Origin of the sequence: Corynebacterium halotolerans, assembly GCF_050107895.1 — a bacterium.
Taxonomy (GTDB): domain Bacteria; phylum Actinomycetota; class Actinomycetes; order Mycobacteriales; family Mycobacteriaceae; genus Corynebacterium; species Corynebacterium halotolerans_B.
Genome location: NZ_JBNILW010000008.1, coordinates 104,739 through 121,181, shown reverse-complemented (window position 1 = coordinate 121,181; position 16,443 = coordinate 104,739). Strand labels below are relative to the sequence as shown.

The following is a 16,443-nucleotide window of genomic DNA, read 5'->3' as shown; positions in this document are numbered from 1 at the left end:
TCCCAGCAAAGGATCACAGCACCATGAAACTCCGTCGCATCTTCGGTGGGGGCGCCGCCACCCTGCTCGTCGCCACCGCTCTTGTCGCCTGCTCCGCCGACTCCGAGGGAGAAAACGGCGAGGGCCCGATCCGCATCGGCACCACCGACGCCTCCCAGCAGGCCTGGACCGTGTTCGAGGACATCGCCGCCGAGGAGGGCATCGAGCTGGAGATCGAGAACTTCTCCGACTACAACACCCCGAACCAGGCGTTGTCCCAGAATCAGATCGACATCAACAAGTTCCAGCACCTGAAGTTCCTCGCCGAGTACAACGTCGGCGCCGGGGATGACCTCGTGGCCATCGGCGCCACCGAGATCTACCCGCTGGACCTGTTCTGGCAGGGCCACGACTCCCTCGACGGCATCGAGGGCGAGGAAGTCGCCATCCCCAACGATCCCTCCAACCAGGGCCGCGCCATCAACGTGCTGGTCCAGGCGGACCTGGTCACCCTGCGCGAGGAGGGCCTGATCACTCCAACCCCGGCCGACATCGACGAGGAGGCCTCGCAGGTCTCCGTCACCCCGGTCGACGCCGCCCAGACCCCGGCCGTCTACGGCGAGGGCCGCCCGGCGATCATCAACAACTCCTGGCTGGACCGCGCCGGCATCGACCCCGAGTCGGCGGTCTTCAAGGACGACCCGAACTCCGAGCAGGCGGAGCCCTACATCAACGTCTTCGCCACCCGCGCCGAGGACGCGGATGACCCGCGGCTGAACAAGCTCGTCGAGCTCTGGCACTCCGAGGAGGTCATGGCGGCCGTCGCCGAGGACTCCCAGGACACCGCCATCGAGGTCGAACGCACCCAGGAGGAGCTCGCCGAGATCCTCAACCGCCTGGAGGAAGCCGAGCGCGACCAGGGCTAGTCACCCGTCACACAGGTGCCACCCCGTCGCTTTCCCGCGGCGGGGTTTAACATTGTCTGCGTCGCAATCGCGCAGCCGCCGCGCCTGTGCGTCCTGCACCCGCCCGCCCACCTGAATCGAATGGTCCCCACAGTGACAGCATCACCGCAGCACGGAACCAGAGGAACCCGAGTCGAGTTCCGTGACCTCACCAAGGTCTTCACCACCGGAAAAACCGAGACGACGGCGCTCAACGGCGTCACCCTGACCGTCGAACCCGGCGAGATCCTCGGCGTCATCGGATACTCCGGGGCCGGTAAATCCACCCTGGTCCGCATGGTCAACGGCCTGGACGTGCCCACCTCGGGCGAACTACTGCTCGACGGCACCGACGTCGTCGGCATGTCCGAAGGAAAACTGCGCAAGATCCGTTCCGGCATCGGCATGATCTTCCAGCAGTTCAATCTCTTCTCCTCCCGCACCGCCGCCGGCAATATCGAGTACCCGCTCAAGCTGGCGGGCATGCCGAAGACAGAGCGCAAGGCGCGGGTCGCTGAGCTCCTCGAATTCGTCGGCCTGGGTGAGCGGGGCCGCAGCTACCCGGAGCAGCTCTCCGGCGGGCAGAAACAGCGCGTGGGTATCGCCCGCGCCCTGGCGACGAACCCCTCCCTGCTGCTGGCCGACGAGGCCACCTCGGCGCTCGACCCGGAGACCACCCAGGAGGTTCTGGAGCTGCTCCGCCGCGTCAACCGGGAGTTCGGCATCACCATCATCGTGATCACCCACGAGATGGAGGTCGTGCGCTCCATCGCGGACAAGGTCGCCGTGATGGAGGCCGGGCAGGTCGTCGAGTACGGCAGCATCTACGACGTCTTCTCCCACCCGCAGACCCCGGTGGCGCAGCGCTTCGTGGCCACCGCCCTGCGCAACACCCCCGACCAGGTCGAGGCGGGTGATCTGCTCGCCCACGACGGTCGGCTGTTCACCGTCGACCTGACCGAGGAGTCGGGCTTCTTCGCCGCCGCCGCGGTCCTGCGGGAGGCCGGGGCGTCGATAAACATCGTGCACGGTGGCGTGACCACCCTGCAGCAGCAGTCCTTCGGCAAGATGACCGTGCGCCTCAATGGGCCGCACCAGGCCATCGAGAACTTCCGCGCGACCCTCTCCCAGACCACCGACATCCAGGAGATCACCCGATGACCGTCACCACCCTCGCCGCCGACTGGGACCGGCTCGGCCCCACCTTCGTCCAGTCGATCATCGACACCCTCGTCATGGTGTCGGTGACCATGGTCGTCGGCGGCATCCTCGGCCTGCTGCTGGGAATCCTGCTCTACACCACCCGGGACGCCGGCATTCTGCGTAATAAACCGTTGTACTGGGTGGTCAACGTTCTGGTGAACTTCATCCGCCCCATCCCGTTCATCATCCTGATCGCGATGTTCACCCCCTTGACGCTCTCGGTGGTGGGGACCACGATCGGCCGGGAGGCGGCGACCTTCATCATGTGCATCGCCGCCACCTTCACGGTGGCCCGCATCGTCGAGCAGAACCTCGTCGCCATCAACCCCGGGGTGATCGAGGCCGCCCGGGCCATGGGTGCCGGCCCCTGGCGGATCATCAGCACCGTGATCATTCCGGAGGCCCTCGGTCCGTTGATCCTGGGTTACACCTTCATCTTCATCGCCGTCATCGACATGTCCGCCATGGCCGGCTACATCGGCGGCGGCGGTATCGGTGACTTCGCCATCGTCTACGGCTACCGCGCCTTCGACTATGAGGTCACTTACGTCGCCGTCATCGCGATCGTCATCATTGTCCAGATCGCCCAGCTGCTGGGCAACTGGCTGTCGAAGAAGATCATGCGGCGCTGATCTGTTCCGCCACCCAGCTCGTCCCGGTCTTCGGGGCGTCCCCGCAGGAGGAGACCACCCCGGTCACCTCCTGCTTTTTCATGGCCACGGTCCAGCGCCGGCCGTCGGTATGCGTCACGACGTCACCGTCCGCGGCCAAATCGCCGAAGCGCAGCGTCTCACCGGCCTCCGTCAGCGACGTCGCCACGGCGAGCTCGGCGACCTGTCCGACCGGACCGTACAGGCCGCGGCCCCGGTTGCCGGGCAGGAAGTACTCGCCGGCCAGAGCGGCGTCGACAAGCGCGGTGGCGGCCGAGGGGTTGAGGCGTCCGAAGGAGTAACCCCAGGGCATCAGCAACAGTGAAGGCGCGAAGCGGTGGCCCTTGGTGTGGGAGGTCTCCCAGACCACCTCCCCCGGGTACCGTTCCACCAGCTCCGCGGCCAGCGGCCGGCCCTTGAGGGCGCAGCACACATCCCGCTTACCGTGGGTGCAGACCAGCACCAGCGGATGGCCGACAGGTTCGGCGCCGTTGCGGCCCGGTCCACCGAGGTCGAGCTGCAGGATCGCCTCCGGCCCGGCCACGACGAGCTGTTCGGCGACCCCCTCGTCCGCGAAGACCAGGTACAGGCGCCGTGGCCCTTCCGCCCGTCCGGCGCGACCGGGGCGGCGGATGAGCTGCAGGCCGGCCCGGCCCTTGAGGTGGGCCTTGAGTTCGGCGGTCAATTCCGCGCCGAAGGTACCGCCGTCGAGCACGTCCCGGCTCCAGCCGCCGACATGTTCGAGGATGACATAGACGCGTTCCTGCTTCGCCGTTCCGGGAAGCGGTTCAACCTGGATATCTGAGCATCGTGCCTGATCTGTCATACCGACGAGTTTAGCCAGCGACACGGTTTTGCAACGATTAGCAAACAATTGTGTCAGATCACCATGCTGGCTTCGCCGCTTCCGGGCCCGCAGGTTACGGTGTTGTGCATGACTGTGTTTTTCGGCTCTCCGTGTCGTCGCATCGCCGTGGGTCTGGCTGCCGTGGCCACCCTCGGCCTTGCCGCCTGCGGCGCCAACGGGGGGTCCGGACCGGGCACACTGACCGCCACGGAGACCCTCTCCGCCTCCACCACGGGAGACGACGCCGCCGGTATGTCGCCCAACGCCGGGGTCACCGCCTTAGGTGATGCGGACACCTCCATGAAGACACTGCGTCCGGCGGCCCCCTCCCAGCTGGTGGTCACCGATGTGCGCGTGGGCAGCCACCAGGGTTTTGACCGTGTGGTCCTCGACCTGGCCGGGGAAGGCGATCCGGGCTGGTTCATCGACTACACCACCAACCCCACCCAGCAGGGCTCCGGACACTCGGTGGACTTCAACGGCACCGTCGCGATGAACGTCAATCTGGACGGTACCGTCTACCCCTTCGATCTGGGCATCGAGGATCCGCAGCTGGGCACCGTCGAGGGCACGGGCAAGGTGACCGAGGTGATCAGCACCGGAACCTTTGAGGGCCGCTCCCAGTTCGTGATCGGCCTGCGCGAGCAGTTGCCCTACTCCGTGCAGGTGCTCGAGGATCCGAAGCGCGTGGTCATCGACATCGTGCAGCGCTAGACAGCTAGCACCTCAGTACTCCGCCTCCACCCGCCAACAGCGGTCCCGCCAGACCAGCAGCCAGGCGCGGGGTGTGTCATCCCCGGCCTTCTGTCCCATCACCTGCAACCGTGCGCAACGCTGGTCGGGGGTGTCCACCGGCCAGGGCCCGGCCCAACCGAGTACCCGGTAGTTACCCACCCCGGCCCCGCGCAGTACCGCGGGCGCGACGTTGAGCAGCGCCTCCGCGGTCACCAGCACCAGCCCACCCCGGCCATCCTCCAGCTGCACCGGGGTGTCCGGCCCCAACCGGGCCGGGAGTGGCCCGAGGATCTTCCCCGGCCAGGTGCCGGTGTCCGGCTGACCGGGGGCGTCGCCATAGGGGACGAAGGAGATGCGCTCCCCCACCCCGCGGCCGCCCTGCAACCGGGGTTGAATCACGGCGTCCACCCCGAGAGTGGACTGCACCCGGGAGATCACCCGTCTCGCCTGGTCGGTGTCGGCGCCGCTGCGCCACAGCTCCCCGAGGATCTCCGGGGCGGAGACCTCCACCGGCTCCAGCAACAGGGTGGTGATCGTGCCGGCCCCGCCGGCGGTCAACCAACCATCCAGTTGCCAGCGCACCCGGTCCGCGGTGGCCTGTTCGTTCAACGCCTCCCGGGTCCGCCAGGTCCGTTCCAGCCGTCGTCCGTCGGTCAGCTCCGCCACGACCTTCATTCGTAGGCAGACCAACCCCGCCTCCTGCAACCCCTGATGCAGCTTCGCTGCCAGGGAACGGGCGACGAAGGCCGCGGCATCGACGCGCTCGACGGGTTCCTCCGGGGTGATCGCCACCGCCAGGTCCGCCCCGGGCAGCTTCGGGGCCACCCGGCGGTCGGGCACGCCGGCGGCGATCCGGTGGCAGTGCTGCCCGGCCCGCCCGAAACGCGTGCCCACCGCGGTCGAGGGCAGGTCCGCCAATTCGCCGAGGGTCCGTATCCCCAACTGAATCAGGGAGTCCACCACCCCCGGCTCACAGCCCAGGGCGGTCTCGGCCACGAGCAGCTCCACGGGCCGGCGCCGTAGGAACTGCGCACTGCCACCAGTCGGTACCACCGCGCCGACGCGGGCTGCAATCAGAGCGGTATTGATGTCATCGGCAATGCCCGCCAGGCAATCCACTCCCCGGCGCGAGGCGGCGTCGATCAGCAGCTCCGCGGCTCTGCCTTCCCCACCGTGGTAGCGGCCGGCAGCCAGGGCATCCACCACCACGAGCCCGGGACGCAGCACCTCGACGGCGGAGGCGACATCGTCCAGGCCGCCGGCGATGGATTCGAACATGCGGCTGTCACGGTCGGGGTCATCCGCCAGCACCTCCAGATCCGGACAGACGGCCCGCGCCTGCCGCACCCGCATGCCGCGGCGCACCCCGGCGGCACGGGCGAGGGTGTCACACACGCGGATCCGGTGGTTCGCGCTGACCGCCAGGGGCGGGCGCACACCTCCTCCCAGCAGCGCCGCCCGGACCGGCCAGTCCGGGAACCAGAGAGCCATGACCCGCACCCACTCACACCGCCCGCAGCCGGGGTTTCTCCCCCAGTGTCAGCCGCGTGCGGGCCGGCCGGTGTCCTTTGGCGGTGACGGCGACGTCAATGTCCACCCCGTTGATCCGGCCCGTGCCGGTGCCGAGCCCACGGTAGGTGCTGACCCTGGCGTCGATGTCCGCTGCCGGGGAGGCGACCTCCGCGCCGATGAGCACCAGCGCGGCCGTGCCGGAACGCAGCTTCGCCAGCAGCGGCCGGGCCCGGCCAGGACTCAGCTCCAGCCGGCCGGGAAAGCGGTGGATCACCAGGTCCAGCCCCTCCACCAGCACTGCGGAGATGTTCAGCGGCTCCGGGCCGGGGTCGGGCACGGCGATGATGTTGCCCAGCTTGCCGCCGGAGTCCACCACCCCGGCGTAGGACAGTTCCGGCCAGCCGACCACCGCCACGTGTCCGCCCCGGGCGCTACAGTGCGCGATGAGTTCGACGACCAGCGCCGGGCAGTCCGCCAAGTGGGTGTGCCGCCGCCGGACCAGGCCCCCGCCGGGCAGGATCCCCGCCAGTTCCTCGCCCACGGCGACCACCCCGACGTCTTCTGCCGGGGCCTCCCCACCCGGGGTCTCCAGGGCGTTCATGCGGGCCCGGAGCGCCGAGATGCGCGCCTCCCGGCTCAAACCCTGAAGGTCAGGGACCCCAGCCGCCTTTCGAACACCTGTCCTAGTCACGGTTCCAGTATCGCCCACCTGGAGCGGAACCGTCAACTGCTAACGTGAACGGCATGGACGCCTACAGCAACATGCGCTCACACATCACGCCGATCCCCACACCCCAGGTCGTGAGGTTCGGCGCCTCCGCGCTACTCGGCGTGGGCGTGGCCGTGCTGTCGGTGGATCTGTCCCGTGGCATTCAGGTCGCGGTCATGGTGCTGGCCATCGGGGCCGCCTTCCTGCTGACCTTCAGTCACCCCTACCGCCGGGAGATCCGCGCTTATCTGGAGAAGCGCAATGTGGAGTACAAGCCGCGGCTGAGTCAGGTGATCCCCCTGTTCCTGGTGTGGCTGGCACTGATGCTCGTACCTGCCCTCGGCCCCCTCCCGATGTGGGGCACCGCGGTCGTCTGGCTGGTGATCTTCGCCTGGATGTACTGGGTGTTCCCACACGTGGACGGCAGCCGGGCCCTAGCTTTCCTCTGAGGTCTTTGCCGTGGGAACATACAGGGCATGATTCTCTCCGCCCTCGACATGCTCGTTCCCACCCACCAGACCTCCGGCCTGTGGCGTCATCCCGCGGCTGCCCCGGAGCAGTACCGGGACTTGGACTTCTGGGTCGCGCACGCGAAGCTGCTGGAGGAAGCCGGTTTTGACACGGTCTTCTTCGCCGATGTCGCCGGTGTCTACGACGTCTACGAGGGCTCCGGCCGCACCGCCATCCGCGCGGGCATGCAGTACCCGCTGCTCGATCCCCTGCTGCTCATCTCCGCCCTGGCCCGCGCCACGACGCGCCTCGGTTTCGGCGTGACAGCGAACGTCTCCTGGGAGTCCCCCTTCCTGCTGGCCCGGAAATTCGCCACGTTGGATCACCTGACCGGCGGCCGCATCGCCTGGAACATCGTCACCGGCTACCAGGAGTCCGCGCTGCGCAACATCGGCGGCGGCCTGCTCCCCCACGACCAGCGCTATGACCGTGCCGACGAGTACATGGACGTGGTCTACGGCCTCTGGGAGGGCTCCATCGCACCCGACGCCCTGCGCATCGACGCCGCCACCAACACCTACCTGGACCCCGACCGGGTGCGTCCGATCAACCACCGCGGACAGTGGTTCGACGTCCCTGGGCCCGCGGTCACCCTCCCCGGCCCGCAGCGCGTCCCCTTCCTCTTCCAGGCCGGTTCCTCCCCGCGGGGCATCGCCTTCGCCGCCAAACACGCCGAGGCGCTCTTCTTCGCCGGCACCACCCCGGACAACGTCCGCCCGCTGGTCGACGCCGCCCGCGGCCGTCTGGCCGAAGAGGACCGCGCCCCCTCGGAGATGCGAACGATCACCTCGGTCACGGTCATCGCCGCCGAGACCGATGCCGCCGCCCGACAGCGCTACGAGTCCTATCTCCGCTATGTGGACGAGGACGCCGCCCTGGCACTGTTCGCCGGCTGGACCGGCCTGGACCTGTCCACCTACGGCCCCGATGACGTGTTGGAGGAGGTCCACATCGAGGGAAACCGTTCCGCCCTGCAGTCCTTCACCGCCATGGATCCGGACCGCGCCTGGACCATCCGGGATCTGGCCGCCCACATGACCATCGGTGGCCGGGGGCCGGTTGTCGTCGGTTCCGGGGAAACCGTGGCGGATGAGCTGGAGCGGTGGATGATGGAGTCCGGCGTGGACGGCTTCAACATTGATCACGCCCTGCGGGGCCCGGATCTGACGGCCTTCGCGGAGCACGTGACCCCGGTGCTGCGGCGTCGGGGGCTGCTACAGGAGGGCACGGGCACCCTGCGTAGCCAGCTCACCGGGGCCGATCTGCTGCCCGACACGCACCCGGCGGCGAGCTTCCGGCGGGGTTGACCGCGCTACGTTTCAGGGAGAACTGTCAGTAGCACGCACGTCAGACCGACGCCGAGGAGTAGAACAACGATCCCGCCAGGCCATCGCGCGTAATTTAAGAAAGCCCTACGCGGTTCGGGGTGCGTCACCCACACGGAGGTGGGACGCTTGCTCGGCCAGCAATCCCTTATGTAAGGGGCGGTCAGGCTTGTGGCTGACACCGTATTCGTTCTCGACGAATATGGTTTAACGAAACGTCCACCAGAATGAGCTTCTAAAGAACGGGCGAAGGCTCACATTTTGCCGATGCCGCTGCCGCAGCGCATGGGTACCAGCAAGGCTGGAACCTGGGGGTTGTGGTGGAAAAATCCCCCACGTAGTTGGTGGGGTCCGTGCGGGGACCGCTCTTTTTCAACGGTTCTAGTCCAGATCCCGAGAGTGCGCCCACCGGGTCAGGGCATGCCGGTTGGACTGCTGCGTCTTGCGCAGGATATTCGAGGCGTGGGTTTCCACCGTCTTGACGGAGATGAACAGCTCCTTGCCGATCTCGCGGTAGGTGTAACCCCGTGCCAGCAGGCGCAGCACCTCCAGTTCGCGGCGGGTCAGGGCGTCGACTACCGGATCATGTTCCGGGCCGGCCGCGGATTCCTCGGCCACCTCCCCACCCGCGAAGGCGTCCAGCACGAAGCCGGCCAGCCGTGGAGAGAAGTAGGCGTCGCCGCTGTTGACCTGGTCGATGGCCTCCGCCAGCTCCCTACCGGAGATGGACTTGGTGACGTATCCGCGGGCCCCCGCGCGGATCACGGAGATCACGTCCTCGGCGGCGTCGGAGACGCTCAAGGCCAGGAAGGTGGTGTCCGCGTCCACGCCACGGAGCACCGCCAACCCGCCGCCATCGGGCATGTGCACGTCCAGGAGCACGACGTCGGGGCAGGTCCGGTTGATTCCTGCGATGGCCTCGGCCACAGTGCCGGCGTCACCGACGATGTCGACCAGACCGTCGAGCTCCGCGCGGGCCCCGGAGCGGAACACAGAGTGGTCATCAACCAGAAACACCTTCACCATGCCTTAGAGGATAGTCAGGAAAGCGGCATCGTGATGGACACCTCGCTGCCCTCCCCCGGCGCGGATCTGATCCGCACGCCACCGCCGGCCCGGTCCACCCGCTGGCGGATGGAGTCGCGGATGCCGTGGCGGTCTGCCGGGATCTGCTCGGGGTCGAAGCCGACGCCGCGGTCCCGGACGAAGATGGCCAGCTCTCCGGCGAGGATCTCGGCGTAGACGTCGGCGGAATCCACCCCGGCGTGCTTGGCCACGTTGACCATGGCCTCCCGGGCGGCCAGCACCGCGGCCTGGTTGTCCTCGTCCAGTTCCCGGTCCGTGCCCACCGTCACCGGTGCGATCCGGATGCCGAAGAGATCCTCCACCTCACCGCAGGCCAGTTCCACGGCTGCGAAGATGGTGGAACTGAATTTTTCCGGGGCGTCGAACAGCCACTGGCGTAACTCCCGCTCCTGCCCGCGGGCGAGGCGGGTGACCTCACCGGGATCGTCGGCACGCTTCTGGATCAGCGCCAGGGTCTGCAGCACGGAGTCATGCAGATGCGAGGCGATGTCTGCGCGCTCGGCGGCGGCGGCCTTCTCTGCCCGTTCCTCCACCAGCGAGTCCCACAGTCGCAGGCCCAGCGGCACGCCCAGGGCGGCCACCCCGGCCAAGGTGAGCAGCACGGCGAACAGGGCCGTGCCGAAGCCGCCGCTGCCCTCCCAGTTGAACACCACCACGATGATGCCGGCCATCACCAGCACGCCGCCGAAGCTGATCGCCAACATGCTGCGCCCGGAGCTGAAACCCCGGTCATAGGCCTGCCAGGCCACCAGGGCGCCGACGGCCGCCACGGCCAGTGGAATCAGGGTGCTGCCGCCGAAACCGGTGACCAACGAGACCGAGAGCGTTGCGCCGACCAGGGTGAGCAGCACCAGCAGCAGGTAGACCGGCCGGGACAGCTGCGGGGCCTGCTCGTCGACGGTCTTGTCCGGCTTCGACGCGATCCACAGCAGCGCGTAGAAGACCAGGCCCAGCCCGGTCAGCAGCGCCGCAATGATCAGCGCGATGCGCACCAGGGTGACATCCAGCCTGAGGTGCCGTGCCAGCCCGGCCGCCACCCCGCCGACGACCCGCCCCTGTGTGGGGCGGGTGAACCGCGGATAGTAGGCCGGTCGTTGCTGCCCGTAGGGCACCGGTGGCTGGGTACTCATGGATGTGATTGTTCCATGAGGCGCCGGGCCGACACATCGGGGAAGTCCCCGAGCGGGGAAAATCAGGGTGACCCCCGATGGTGCCGGGCCGGGGCGCCGAGCAGAATCTAGGTCATGAACACCCTCACCCAGATGTGGGAGACCCGCCCACCCCGCATCCCGTCCGAACAGGGCGGTCACGGACATGTCGCCGGCGTCTGCGAGGGCATCGCCGTGCGCTACCAGATCGACCCGACGCTCGTGCGCATCTCCTTTGTGGTTCTGGCGCTGTTCGGTGGTGGCGTGGCCGCCTACATCGCGGCCTGGTTGATCATGCCGCGTTATGGCGTGCCGGTCGCCCCGGTCCAGGCACTGTTCAAACCGGAGTACCGGAAGGAACGCCGCCAGGGCTGGTGGCTGCTGATCTTCTTCATCATCTTCTCCGGCGTGTTCGGCGCGGGTCTGAACGAGTTCTTCGGCTCCACCACCCTGGTCGCACTGGGACTCACGGCCCTGGGCTGGTGGGGCCTGCACCGCAAGGAACCGGTTCCGCCCGCCGGTCTGATCACCCCGACCCAGGAGCAGCAGATGACCCAGCCGATGTATCCCCACCAGTCCCAGCCCACACCGGACCTGTCCGGGATCACCCCGGCGGAAGGCTATAACTACCCCCGGGGCCGGACCACTCCCCCCGCCTGGGATCCACTGGGCACCGCCCCCTTCGCCTGGGACCTTCCCAAGCCTGCGCCGGCGCAACCGCCGAAGCGCAAGGCACGGGTCTGGCCCTGGGTCGCCCTCGGCTTCGGTTCCATCGTGGCCGTCGGCGCGCTGGGGGTGGCGGCGATCTTCGCGGTGAGCAACATTGACTACCAGTACGACGGCGGCGCCGTCGGGGACACCTCCTTTTCCCCTGTCACCGCCGATCAGCTGCAGGACACCTACCACGGCAACATCGGGGAAACCACGGTGGATCTGAGGGGACTCGAGCAGCTGAATGCCGAAGAGGTGGTCACCGTCGAAGGCGGGGTGGGTCAGCTTGAGGTCTGGCTGCCGGAGGCGGTTCCGGTTGAGCTGACCTGCGAATCAGGACTCGGGGACAGCAACTGCACCACCGGCAGCTACAACGAGGACGCTCCGGGCGCCCCACTGGTCCTGCGGATCGAGTCCGGGATCGGCGAGACCATCGTGAACACGGAGTAGCTTTCTCCGAGCAGTAGAATTCCACGCCGGGAATTCCAGGATCCTCGAATTTCAACCGTGAATTTCAGGCGCTGAATTACCCGCCTGGTCTTCTCCGGGAAAAGGGGCCCGCCGCCGCGGTTGCTGCGGTGGCGGGCCCCGTCATTCCTCAGCGGGGGAGGGGGTTACTCCCACTCGATGGTTGCCGGCGGCTTGGAGGTCACGTCCAGCACGACGCGGTTGACGTCGGGGACCTCATTGGTGATGCGGGTGGAGATCTTCTCCAGAGCCTCATAAGGCACGCGCACCCAGTCCGCGGTCATCGCGTCCTCGGAGGCGACCGGCCGCAGCACGATCGGATGGCCGTAGGTGCGGCCGTCGCCCTGCACGCCGACGGAGCGGACGTCAGCCAGGAGCACGACCGGGCACTGCCAGATCTGGCTGTCCAGGCCGGCGGCGGTCAGTTCCTCGCGGGCGATCTGGTCGGCCGCCCGCAGAGTTTCCAGCCGCTCCTCGGTGACCTCGCCGATGATGCGGATGCCCAGTCCCGGCCCCGGGAACGGCTGACGGTTGACGATGATCTCCGGCAGACCGAGCTCACGGCCGACGGCGCGGACCTCATCCTTGAACAGCAGGTCCAGCGGCTCGACGAGCTGGAACTCGACGTCGTCGGGCAGACCGCCGACGTTGTGGTGGCTCTTGATCGTGGCCGTGCCTGAACCGCCGCCGGACTCGACGACGTCCGGGTAGAGGGTGCCCTGGACCAGGAACTCAACGTCCTGGCCCTCCATCGCCTGGGCGACGGCGCGTTCGAAGGAACGGATGAACTCCGCGCCGATGGCCTTGCGCTTGGCCTCCGGCTCGGTGACACCGGCCAGCTTGTCAAGGAACGCCTTACGCTCGTCGACGGTGATGAGCTTGGCGCCGATCGCGGCGGCGAAATCGGTCTGGACCTGCTCGCGCTCCCCGGCACGCAACAGGCCGTGATCGACGAAGACACAGGTCAGACGGTCCCCGATGGCGCGCTGCACCAGAGCGGCCGCCACGGCGGAGTCCACTCCACCGGACAGGGCACAGATGGCACGGCCGTTCTCGCCGACCTGCTCCCGGACCTGCTCGATCAGGGTCTCCGCGATATTGGACGGGGTCCAGGTGGGCTCCAACCCGGCCACCTGGGTGAGGAAGCGGGTGAGCACCTGCTGGCCGTACGGGGAGTGCAGCACCTCCGGGTGGTACTGGACGCCGGCCATCTTCTTCCCGGCGTTCTCGAAGGCGGCCACCGGGGTGGTGGCGGTGGAGGCCGTCACGTCGAAGCCCGCCGGGGCCTCCGACACGGAGTCGCTGTGGCTCATCCAGACCTTGTGGGTCTGCTCCAGCCCCTGGTGCAGCAGACCACCGGCGATGTCGATGTCCGTACGGCCGTACTCCCGCTTGCCGGTGGCGGCAACGGTGCCGCCGAGCGCCTCGGTCATGGCCTGGAAGCCGTAGCAGATGCCGAAGACCGGCAGTCCCAGTTCCAGGATCGCCGGGTCGAGCTTGGGGGCGTCGTCGGCGTACACCGAGGACGGGCCGCCGGAGAGCACCAGGGCGGCGGGGTTCTTCGCCTTGATCTCCTCAACCGTGGCGGTGTGGGGGATCACCTCGGAGTAGAGGTGAGCCTCGCGCACGCGTCGGGCGATGAGCTGGGCGTACTGGGCGCCGAAGTCGACGACGAGGACGGGGGAAGGATTCTGCTGGGTCACGCCAGAGATTCTACCGGACAGTCCCCGCAACTTCGTCCTCGGCCACTCGTCCGCCGTGCGGCACCCGTTTGACCGACCCCGGAGTGGAACGACGGTGCGGTTGTTCCGGACGGTCAGCTGACGGAGAGGCCCACCTTCTGAAAGCTCTTCAGGTCGGTGTAGCCGCACTTGGCCATCGCCCGGCGCAGGCCGCCGACGATGTTCTGGTAGCCGTAGGGCTCCCGCGAAGGGCCGTTGAGCACCGTCTCCAGGCTCGGACGGTTCTCCCCGTCCAGCAGCAGTCCCGGGGACTCGGCGACGAAACCGCGCGGGAACCGCGGGTGCGCGGCGACGGACGGCCAGTAGTAGCCGCGGCCGGCGGCCTCCTCGGACTGGGACAGGACCTCGCCGAGCACCACGGCGTCGGCACCGCAGGCGATCGCCTTGGCCACGTCCCCGGAGGTCTCGATCTCGCCGTCGGCGATGATGTGCACGTAGCGGCCGCCGGTCTCATCCAGGTACTCGCGGCGGGCCGCGGCCACGTCGGCGATGGCGGTGGCCATCTGGGTCTCGATGCCGAGGGCGAAGGCGTTGGTGTTGGTGCCGCCGCCGACGATCACGCCGGCCGCGCCGGTGCGCATCAGGTGCAGGGCGGTGGTGTAGTCGGCCACGCCGCCGGCAATGACGGGGACGTCGAGGGAACCGATGAACTCCTTGAGGTTCAGCGGCTCTCCCCCACTGGTCACGTGCTCGGCGGAGATCATGGTGCCCTGGATGATCAGCAGCTCGGCGCCGGCCGCGATGACCTTCGGGGCGAACTCGCGGGCCCGCTGGGGAGACACCCGCACGGCGACGGTGGCACCGGAATCGCGGACCTCCTTGATGCGGCCGGCCAGCAGTTCGTCATTGACCGGGGCGGAGTGCAGCTCCTGCAGCACCGCGGTGGCGGTGGTGCTGATGGCGTCCAGCGGGGTGCCCTCCTCGGCGGCCGCGATGACCCGGCCCAACGCGGCGTCGAGATCCTCGTGCCGTCCCCACAGGCCCTCCGCGTTGATCACGGCCAGGCCGCCCTGCCGTCCCATCTCGATGCAGAACTCGGGGCTGGCCAGTGCGTCCGTCGGATGTGCCATCACCGGAATGTCGAAGGTGTAGGCGTCGATGTGCCAGGTGGTGTCGACGTCCTGGGAGGAACGCGTGCGCCGCGACGGGATGATGGCGATGTCCGACAGGTTGTAGGTGCGACGGGCTTCCCGCCCGATACCGATCTCGACGTAGTCACGCATGAGCGTTTGGTCTCCTTCAACGGTTTCCGGTGTCCAGACACAGAACCTTACCTGAGGCGGAAACCACACAACGCCGACCCCGGAGTTTTCCGGGGCCGGCGTCAGCGGACAGCTGGGGCGAACTACCGGTAGTTCGGCGCCTCGACGGTCTGCTGGATGTGGTGCGGGTGGGATTCCTTCAGACCCGCGCTGGTGATCTGGACGAACTGCTTGGTCTGCAGCTCGGCGATGGTGGCGGACCCGGTGTAGCCCATCGCGGCCCGCAGGCCACCGACCAGCTGGTGGGTGATCGCCTCGATGCTGCCGCGGAACGGCACGCGCCCCTCGATGCCCTCGGGCACAAGCTTGTCCTCGCTGCGGACGTCCGCCTGGAAGTAGCGGTCCTTGGAGTAGGAACGCTTCTCCCCGGACAGGCCACGGCCCTGCATCGCCCCCATGGAGCCCATGCCGCGGTAGCGCTTGAACTGCTGGCCGTTCTCCACGACGATCTCACCCGGGGACTCGGCGGTGCCGGCGAGCATGGAGCCGAGCATCACGGTGGAGGCGCCGGCGGCCAGGGCTTTCGCGATGTCACCGGAGAACTGCATGCCACCGTCGGCGATGATCGGAATTCCGGCCTTCCGAGCAGGCACCGCAGCCTCCATGATGGAGGTGATCTGCGGGGCGCCGACACCGGCGACCACGCGGGTGGTGCAGATCGAGCCCGGACCGATGCCCACCTTGATGGCGTCGGCGCCGGCAGCGATCATGGCCTCGGCGGCACTGCGGGTGGCCAGGTTGCCACCGACGACGTCGATGCGGTCCCCGAACTCCTTCTTCACCTGGGAGACCATCTCCAGCACCCGGTTGTTGTGGGCGTGGGCGGAGTCCACGACGAGCACGTCCACCCCGGCCTCGACGAGCTGCCCGGCGCGGTCCCAGGAGTCCGGTCCGGTACCGATACCCGCGGCGACCAGGAGACGGCCCGAGGCGTCCTTGGAGGCGTTGGGGTGCTGCTCGGACTTGACGAAATCCTTGACGGTGATGAGACCGACGAGCTTGCCGTCGTTGTCCACGATCGGCAGCTTCTCCACCTTGTTGGCGCTCAGCAGTTCCAGAGCCTCGGGCTTGGTGACGCCCTCGTTGGCGACGACCAGCGGCATCGGGGTCATGACCTCGGTGACCCTGCGGTTCATGTCGCGCTCGAAGCGCATGTCACGGTTGGTGCAGATGCCCAGCAGCTTGCCGTCGTTGTCCACCACCGGCAGGCCGGAGATACGGAATCGGGCGCACAGCGCGTCCACCTCGCCGATGGTCATGTCCGGGGTGGAGGTCACCGGGTCGGTGACCATGCCCGACTCCGAGCGCTTGACGATCTCGACCTGTTCCGCCTGCTCCTCCGCCGAGAGATTGCGGTGCAGCACGCCGACGCCGCCCTGGCGGGCCATGGCGATGGCCATGCGGGCCTCGGTGACGGTGTCCATGGCCGCCGACATCACCGGCACTCCCAGCTTGAGGTTACGGGTCAGCTGGGTGGAGGTGTCCACCTCACTGGGAACGATGTTCGACTCCGCCGGCAGCAGCAGAACGTCGTCGAAGGTCAGGCCAACGAGGGCCACCTTGTTCGGATCATCGCCACCGGTGGACACTCGCTGATCTGTCATGCTGACTC

The 16,443-nt window shown here is 68.1% G+C and carries 15 protein-coding genes; 7 read left to right on the top strand and 8 right to left on the bottom strand.

What is annotated here, in order from left to right; translation table 11 throughout:
- The first annotated feature begins 23 nt into the window (after positions 1 to 23).
- From ACQCVD_RS09655 to ACQCVD_RS09645, 3 genes are all read left to right on the top strand, one after another.
- Positions 24 to 905, top strand: coding sequence for a MetQ/NlpA family ABC transporter substrate-binding protein (locus ACQCVD_RS09655; RefSeq protein WP_426823544.1), 882 nt, complete (start codon positions 24 to 26; stop codon positions 903 to 905).
- Positions 906 to 1,025: 120 nt separating this feature from the next.
- A complete protein-coding gene (locus tag ACQCVD_RS09650; RefSeq protein WP_426823543.1) occupies positions 1,026 to 2,084 on the top strand; it encodes a methionine ABC transporter ATP-binding protein in 1,059 nt (352 codons plus the stop codon).
- Positions 2,081 to 2,758, top strand: coding sequence for a methionine ABC transporter permease (locus ACQCVD_RS09645; RefSeq protein WP_426823541.1), 678 nt, complete (start codon positions 2,081 to 2,083; stop codon positions 2,756 to 2,758). The genes ACQCVD_RS09650 and ACQCVD_RS09645 overlap by 4 nt, the downstream gene beginning before the upstream one ends.
- Here the strand turns inward: ACQCVD_RS09645 and ACQCVD_RS09640 are convergent.
- Positions 2,745 to 3,602: a sucrase ferredoxin gene (locus tag ACQCVD_RS09640; protein WP_426823540.1), complete on the bottom strand. Its 858-nt coding sequence runs from the start codon at positions 3,600 to 3,602 to the stop codon at positions 2,745 to 2,747. The genes ACQCVD_RS09645 and ACQCVD_RS09640 overlap by 14 nt on opposite strands.
- Positions 3,603 to 3,710: 108 nt before the next feature.
- On the opposite strand from ACQCVD_RS09640, the gene ACQCVD_RS09635 reads away from it, so the two are divergent.
- A complete protein-coding gene (locus ACQCVD_RS09635; RefSeq protein ID WP_426823539.1) occupies positions 3,711 to 4,337 on the top strand; it encodes an AMIN-like domain-containing (lipo)protein in 627 nt (208 codons plus the stop codon).
- A gap of 12 nt (positions 4,338 to 4,349) precedes the next feature.
- Here the strand turns inward: ACQCVD_RS09635 and ACQCVD_RS09630 are convergent, their stop codons facing one another.
- Together ACQCVD_RS09630 and ACQCVD_RS09625 are read right to left on the bottom strand one after the other, a co-directional pair.
- The gene (locus tag ACQCVD_RS09630) at positions 4,350 to 5,858 is read right to left on the bottom strand and encodes a Y-family DNA polymerase (protein WP_426823537.1); all 1,509 of its coding nucleotides are present in this window, start codon (positions 5,856 to 5,858) and stop codon (positions 4,350 to 4,352) included.
- 4 nt (positions 5,859 to 5,862) lie between these two features.
- Positions 5,863 to 6,561 carry a hypothetical protein gene (locus tag ACQCVD_RS09625; protein ID WP_426823536.1) on the bottom strand — a complete coding sequence of 233 codons (699 nt, stop codon included), beginning with the start codon at positions 6,559 to 6,561 and terminating at the stop codon, positions 5,863 to 5,865.
- Between the two features lie 44 nt (positions 6,562 to 6,605).
- On the opposite strand from ACQCVD_RS09625, the gene ACQCVD_RS09620 reads away from it, so the two are divergent.
- Together ACQCVD_RS09620 and ACQCVD_RS09615 are read left to right on the top strand one after the other, a co-directional pair.
- Positions 6,606 to 7,028, top strand: a complete 423-nt coding sequence (locus ACQCVD_RS09620; RefSeq protein ID WP_426823535.1) for a hypothetical protein — start codon at positions 6,606 to 6,608, stop codon at positions 7,026 to 7,028.
- A gap of 18 nt (positions 7,029 to 7,046) precedes the next feature.
- Positions 7,047 to 8,396: an NtaA/DmoA family FMN-dependent monooxygenase gene (locus tag ACQCVD_RS09615; RefSeq protein ID WP_426823592.1), complete on the top strand. Its 1,350-nt coding sequence runs from the start codon at positions 7,047 to 7,049 to the stop codon at positions 8,394 to 8,396.
- A gap of 399 nt (positions 8,397 to 8,795) precedes the next feature.
- Here the strand turns inward: ACQCVD_RS09615 and ACQCVD_RS09610 are convergent, their stop codons facing one another.
- Both ACQCVD_RS09610 and ACQCVD_RS09605 read right to left on the bottom strand, forming a co-directional pair.
- Positions 8,796 to 9,440, bottom strand: a complete 645-nt coding sequence (locus ACQCVD_RS09610; RefSeq protein WP_426823534.1) for a LuxR C-terminal-related transcriptional regulator — start codon at positions 9,438 to 9,440, stop codon at positions 8,796 to 8,798.
- 14 nt (positions 9,441 to 9,454) lie between these two features.
- Entirely contained in the window at positions 9,455 to 10,630 is a 1,176-nt protein-coding gene (locus ACQCVD_RS09605) for a PspC domain-containing protein (RefSeq protein ID WP_426823532.1), read from the bottom strand.
- Positions 10,631 to 10,744: 114 nt separating this feature from the next.
- Here ACQCVD_RS09605 and ACQCVD_RS09600 point away from each other — a divergent pair, with 114 nt between their 5' ends.
- A complete protein-coding gene (locus ACQCVD_RS09600) occupies positions 10,745 to 11,809 on the top strand; it encodes a PspC domain-containing protein (protein ID WP_426823530.1) in 1,065 nt (354 codons plus the stop codon).
- A gap of 164 nt (positions 11,810 to 11,973) precedes the next feature.
- On the opposite strand, the gene guaA is transcribed toward ACQCVD_RS09600, so the two are convergent.
- The 3 genes from guaA to guaB all read right to left on the bottom strand — a co-directional run bounded on the left by guaA (position 11,974) and on the right by guaB (position 16,435).
- The gene (gene guaA / locus ACQCVD_RS09595; RefSeq protein WP_426823529.1) at positions 11,974 to 13,530 is read right to left on the bottom strand and encodes a glutamine-hydrolyzing GMP synthase; all 1,557 of its coding nucleotides are present in this window, start codon (positions 13,528 to 13,530) and stop codon (positions 11,974 to 11,976) included.
- A 113-nt stretch (positions 13,531 to 13,643) separates the two neighbouring features.
- Entirely contained in the window at positions 13,644 to 14,792 is a 1,149-nt protein-coding gene (locus ACQCVD_RS09590) for a GuaB3 family IMP dehydrogenase-related protein (RefSeq protein ID WP_426823527.1), read from the bottom strand.
- Positions 14,793 to 14,914: 122 nt separating this feature from the next.
- Positions 14,915 to 16,435 (bottom strand): IMP dehydrogenase, encoded by a 1,521-nt coding sequence (gene guaB / locus ACQCVD_RS09585; protein ID WP_426823525.1) that lies wholly within the window; start codon positions 16,433 to 16,435, stop codon positions 14,915 to 14,917.
- Positions 16,436 to 16,443 lie beyond the last annotated feature (8 nt).

Coding starts and splice junctions, on each gene's coding strand:
- ACQCVD_RS09655 (WP_426823544.1), top strand. CDS start 24: ATGAAACTCCGTCGCATCTTCGGTGGGGGCGCCGCCACCCTGCTCGTC.
- ACQCVD_RS09650 (WP_426823543.1), top strand. CDS start 1,026: ATGGTCCCCACAGTGACAGCATCACCGCAGCACGGAACCAGAGGAACC.
- ACQCVD_RS09645 (WP_426823541.1), top strand. CDS start 2,081: ATGACCGTCACCACCCTCGCCGCCGACTGGGACCGGCTCGGCCCCACC.
- ACQCVD_RS09640 (WP_426823540.1), bottom strand. CDS start 3,602: ATGACAGATCAGGCACGATGCTCAGATATCCAGGTTGAACCGCTTCCC.
- ACQCVD_RS09635 (WP_426823539.1), top strand. CDS start 3,711: ATGACTGTGTTTTTCGGCTCTCCGTGTCGTCGCATCGCCGTGGGTCTG.
- ACQCVD_RS09610 (WP_426823534.1), bottom strand. CDS start 9,440: ATGGTGAAGGTGTTTCTGGTTGATGACCACTCTGTGTTCCGCTCCGGG.
- ACQCVD_RS09605 (WP_426823532.1), bottom strand. CDS start 10,630: ATGAGTACCCAGCCACCGGTGCCCTACGGGCAGCAACGACCGGCCTAC.
- ACQCVD_RS09600 (WP_426823530.1), top strand. CDS start 10,745: ATGAACACCCTCACCCAGATGTGGGAGACCCGCCCACCCCGCATCCCG.
- ACQCVD_RS09590 (WP_426823527.1), bottom strand. CDS start 14,792: ATGCGTGACTACGTCGAGATCGGTATCGGGCGGGAAGCCCGTCGCACC.
- guaB (WP_426823525.1), bottom strand. CDS start 16,435: ATGACAGATCAGCGAGTGTCCACCGGTGGCGATGATCCGAACAAGGTG.